Below are 3673 nucleotides of genomic sequence, written 5' to 3'. Positions count from 1 at the left end.
CGGCGAAAGCTACGGGGCCTTTGCATGAGCGCGGCCGACGCACGAAGCCAAGTAGAACTTCGCCGACCTAGAGACCTACTGCTGCCCGCCTAACACCTGAGTTAAGCCGCGCCGCGAAGCGGCGTCGGCTTGGACGAATTGTTAGACGCGCGTCGGGGCACCTGTGTACTCCGCCCATGAAGGCAGGTTGTGCTTACGGGCAAGGTGGCGAAAGTACGCAGCCATACTGATACCGACGAGAGCACCCGCCGCGAGAGCAGCCGCGACCACGGAGCTCGCAGGCATGCCCTGACGCGCCCAGAAGAGGCCCCACATGAGAAGGCCCCAGACAAGAGCGAAGGCGCCACTCATCGCTAGTGCGCCTGTTGCGAAGGGGACGAAAAGGGGCGGCGGGACTTCAACCCCAAGGCGCCAAAGGAGACGCCACGCCAGCGGTGCTGCCGTGCTGGCCGGCACCCCGATTGCAATCATGTGCTGGTGCATTGCTGCCAGTTTTTCGTGATGCGTCATAAGCGTCTAACACCTGAGTTAAGCCGCGCCGCGAAGCGGCGTCGGCTTGGACGAATTGTTAGGCCGCAGCCCCGTGGAGCAGAACCTCTGATACCGACCCTTCTACCAGCCGTTGTAACCCCGGACCAAACCGCTGAAGTTCCGCGTATGAGGTGAGGATTTCGACTGATACGGAACATTGTGACTCAGGCCGCTCACCGTCATGCACTGCTTGCGCAAGCCGAATACGGCAGCCCACCTTGCCGGTATGGCCCACAGGGTAGAAGCTCAGCGCGAGGTGCTCTTGAGACAGCGTACCTGGCTTACCGGGACTGCAGAACCCACCAGCTATTTCGATGGGCTTAGTCAGTGGGAAGGAGGCTTCTAACTCTCTGCCCAGGGCTGCTAGCTTCTCTGCGTTGATAGACGCGCTGGCCCGCCCGGCAAAGCCCGCGGCCCGGACCTCGGCAAATAGCTCGGATGTGCCGTCTGGATCGTGATCGATCGTCAAGCGCAGCTGACTTTCCATGCGGCCTAACACCTGAGTTAAGCCGCGCCGCGAAGCGGCGTCGGCTTGGACGAATTGTTAGGCCTCATAGCCGTACACCGCACGGGCCTGCTTTAAGGTTACGCAATGTAGCGCCGGAGGCCCTCCGCCATGGAGCTCGCCTTGTGGATAGCTGCGTTCCCACAGCCGCCCGTCGTGCGGATCACGGTAAAGAGTTCGCCAGCCGCCGTCAGTGCGCGCGAGCTCCAGTAGATGCCCAGACACAAGCGCTTCGATGCGCCGGCACGCTGGGTCCCCGCTCACGCCGCCGCCCGTGCTCAGCCAGCGGCCGACCAACGAGTGCTCGTGAAATTCGATCATGAGGCCTAACACCTGAGTTAAGCCGCGCCGCGAAGCGGCGTCGGCTTGGACGAATTGTTAGGCGCGTACGTTAGCCCAAGCCAGGGGTCTCAGTAAGGGCCGTTACGGGAGCAGATGACAGCAGTGACCACAACGCCGAGCCCAAACCTGATGGATATGCCCTGGTTCACTGGGATCAGGAACCAGAAGCGCCCGTTTGCCGCAGGCGCGGCAGGACACGATGCGACAGAGCACAACCGCGACCGGCATGCCCACAATGCTGACAGCGGCGAGCATTGGCCATGGCAGCAACCCAAACAGCAACACGGAATCTGTGACGACGCAGAACGCCATGACCGAAAGCGCGACCGCGGAAACGGCAGCTGACACGAGAAATAGGTAGCGGGTTAACCAGTACACCCCGAAGCCCGTGTGGCGCCTAACACCTGAGTTAAGCCGCGCCGCGAAGCGGCGTCGGCTTGGACGAATTGTTAGATTGCGTACGACGATGCCGACGCGAGACGGCTGCTGCTATGACAAGGGACCATATTAGCCACCAAGTTGCGCCAGCAATCTTCCAACCCAGCGCTGTCGCCATGGGCCATCCGTCGGGCGAGCCTTGTAGCGTAGGTATTCCTTGCTCCTCAAGCACTGATAGCCACACCAGTGTTGGCAGATAGAACAAGGTGCCCATCGGTGGGACAAGCTGCGCAAGTAGATATTCGACTAGCAACAGGACCCCACCGCCGAAGAAAACAAAGGATGCTTGGCGGGCGAGAAGGTTCATCTAGCAATCTAACACCTGAGTTAAGCCGCGCCGCGAAGCGGCGTCGGCTTGGACGAATAGTTAGCTCCCTTTGCGCTGAACCTTCGAAAGCTCGTTTTCCATGTAGTGCCACTGCCGCTGGTTCGAGCTCACGATCTCGCCGAAGATGCTGAGCGCACCCTCGGCAAGCCTGCAGAGCTCGGCTGAGTCCTTGCCCGAGGCCTTTTCTGCTGCCTCCATGCTCGCCATGAAGCTCGCGAGGTACTTGGCCTTTAGTTTCTCTTCCTTAGCGAAGATCTGGTCGACCATGAGGTCCTGATAAAAACGGGCTCGGTCGGCGGACGACCAAGCTCCACTCTTGACCAGCTCATCCCCAATGCGAGACAGCTTCGCCTCGTGCGTGGCTTCAGCGGCCTTCTGCGCGGCGCTCAGACGCTCCAGCTCAGCACCGAAGGATTGCTCGATGACATCCGGAGCGGCGCTTGGATCGCACCGGTACGCCGCGTGGGAGAGCATAGGAAATAGCAGGAGGCCAAGCAGTGCGATTCGGTTCATTCGGTACCTACCTAAAAGGGGGCTAACGCCTGAGTTAAGCCGCGCCGCGAAGCGGCGTCGGCTTGGACGAATTGTTAGGCATCACACTTCGTCATCGCCACGCAGCATGTCTGTAAAGGCGAGCGAGATCGCCTTGGAGAGCTGGTCACGCATACGCTTGGCCATAGCGGGAGACACCTCGATGTACGTGTCTTCGTCGATGCTGAGGATGATCATGCCGCTGTTGTTGTTATAGACCTTCAGTTCTTCCAGCTCGGCCTCCGGACCGCGCGAGAAGAACTTGACCGGAATTGACTCGATCGCCTCATTATCACCACGGATTGAGCCAGCTGCTTCGATGAGCCAGGAGGCTAACAAACCAGCTTGGTCCGGCGAGACGGTAATGATCGGGTCTGGGTCGTTCAGATCGTGGAGCTCCTGCGACAGCTGGATATTCCCCTCGCGGTCGGTTTCAACTTGGACCGAGTGCATTTTTCGTTTCACGACGCCCCCTAGAGTTGGATGTGATGCCTAACACCCAAGTTAAGCCGAACCGCGAAGCGGTTTCGGCTTGAACGCGTAGTTAGGCCCGAAAGAGTCCGCAGCACCTGGACACTTGCTGGCCCGGAAGGGAAACGTGAGGTCGCGTCGAACCCTCACAGCAACTGGGCGATCTTACCGGTCCGATGCGTCCGAAGGCAGGTCATGTGCAGGCGGCTGTGCAACGAGCGCCCGCCGAGAACCCGCAGTGCGTGACGAAGTTATGCCCGAGAACCCAGCCGGGCGCGGACCGAAAGTGCGTGAGGCCCGATGCGTCCGGAGCCAGCCAACTGTCCCGAACGAATGCTCGGGCGCTGCGGTGCGAGACCGGCGCTACGGCCGAGTGGGGCAGTCGTGCGAGGCCAGGCAGAACACCGCTGAGCAACAAGGCCTGTTCCCCGCCTAACACCTGAGTTAAGCCGAACTGCGAAGCAGTTTCGGCTTGGACGAATTGTTAGGCCGAATTGGCGGGGACGCTTGGGCAAGTGCCCCGAGCT

4 protein-coding genes are annotated in these 3673 nt (G+C 60.6%); all 4 read right to left on the bottom strand.

The window, feature by feature from the left end:
* Window positions 1–141: 141 nt before the first annotated feature.
* Window positions 142–510, bottom strand: coding sequence for a DUF6404 family protein (locus ACFFGH_RS34150; protein WP_386677372.1), 369 nt, complete (start codon window positions 508–510; stop codon window positions 142–144).
* A 565-nt stretch (window positions 511–1075) separates the two neighbouring features.
* Window positions 1076–1357 carry an Imm27 family immunity protein gene (locus ACFFGH_RS34145; RefSeq protein ID WP_386677370.1) on the bottom strand — a complete coding sequence of 94 codons (282 nt, stop codon included), beginning with the start codon at window positions 1355–1357 and terminating at the stop codon, window positions 1076–1078.
* Between the two features lie 826 nt (window positions 1358–2183).
* Window positions 2184–2657, bottom strand: a complete 474-nt coding sequence (locus ACFFGH_RS34140; RefSeq protein WP_386677368.1) for a hypothetical protein — start codon at window positions 2655–2657, stop codon at window positions 2184–2186.
* Between the two features lie 81 nt (window positions 2658–2738).
* On the bottom strand, window positions 2739–3140 hold the full coding sequence (locus ACFFGH_RS34135) for a hypothetical protein (protein ID WP_386677366.1): 402 nt from the start codon (window positions 3138–3140) through the stop codon (window positions 2739–2741).
* Window positions 3141–3673: the final 533 nt, after the last annotated feature.

The sequence above is a fragment of the Lysobacter korlensis genome (assembly GCF_042434515.1).
The sequence above is the reverse complement of the archived record's forward strand: the minus strand, read 5'-3'. Positions and strand labels throughout refer to the sequence as shown.